The sequence below is a fragment of the Neisseria sp. P0021.S007 genome (assembly GCF_051956855.1).
Map to the genome: position 1 here is coordinate 1 of NZ_JBQCXA010000180.1, position 989 is coordinate 989.

A 989-nucleotide genomic window follows, 5' to 3' on the forward strand; every position below is an offset into this window, starting at 1 on the left:
GACTAAACGAGTCGGATTGACCAATCAGCGTGGTAGCCGATTCCATAAGCATTGACTTTATCCGATGCGTTTCGACGGATTTTTTAGGGAAAAACAGACTCTATTGTGTGTACACGGCGAACCTGCTGCCGGATTTTTAATGGGAAAACCGAGGCTGTAAAGCTGAAAAACAGCCGAACAATTTTTCAGACGGCCTTTGAGAAAGCAATCTACCAACAGGAATCCCCATGCGTACCCTGAAAAACATTCTGACCCTGATGCTCAAAGAGTTCCGCAGTGTGCTGACTGATCCGGTGCTGATGGTGCTGATTGGGTATATCTTTACCGCCACGATTTATCAGATGGCGCAGGTGGGCGCGGATTTGAAAAACGCCACTGTCGGCATCATCGACCAAGACCGTTCGGTTTTGTCCATGCGTATCCGCGATGCCGTGCAGCATCCGTTTTTCAAACCGGTAGAGGACGTGCGGCGCGAAGATTCGGACGAATTGATGGATAAAGGCGAGTTCACCTTTATTTTGGAAGTACCGCCCAATTTTCAGCGCGACATGGCGGCGGGGCGCAATCCTGATTTGCAGCTTTTGGTTGATGCGACGTCGATGACGCAGGCGGGGGTGGGCGCGTCTTATCTTTCGCAAATTATCAACCGCGAAATTTACGAATTCACCGGCGTGACACGGCCGGAGTTAATCAACCCCGTCATCAATACTTATTACAATCCCAACGGCGAGAGCGCGTGGTTTATGCCGACTTCGCAAATCGGTTCGATGTCGTGTATGTTGCTGATTTTATTGACGGGGGCGGCGGTTATCCGCGAACGCGAACGCGGCACAATCGAGCATTTGCTGGTGATGCCGGTCAATGCGTTCGAACTGATGATGGGCAAAGTGCTGGCAAATGCCGCCGTGATTTGGGTGGCGGCGTTGTCGTCGCTGTGGTTTATCGTGCATTTGAGCATAGGCGTGCCGCTCATCGGTTCGGTGCCGCTT

At 51.8% G+C, this 989-nt stretch carries 1 protein-coding gene; it reads left to right on the plus strand.

Annotated elements, in window-relative coordinates; translation table 11 throughout:
• Nucleotides 1-227 precede the first annotated feature (227 nt).
• Nucleotides 228-989, plus strand: a 762-nt coding sequence (locus ACTHUR_RS12050; protein ID WP_440398725.1) for an ABC transporter permease, incomplete at its 3' end; no start/stop codon positions are given.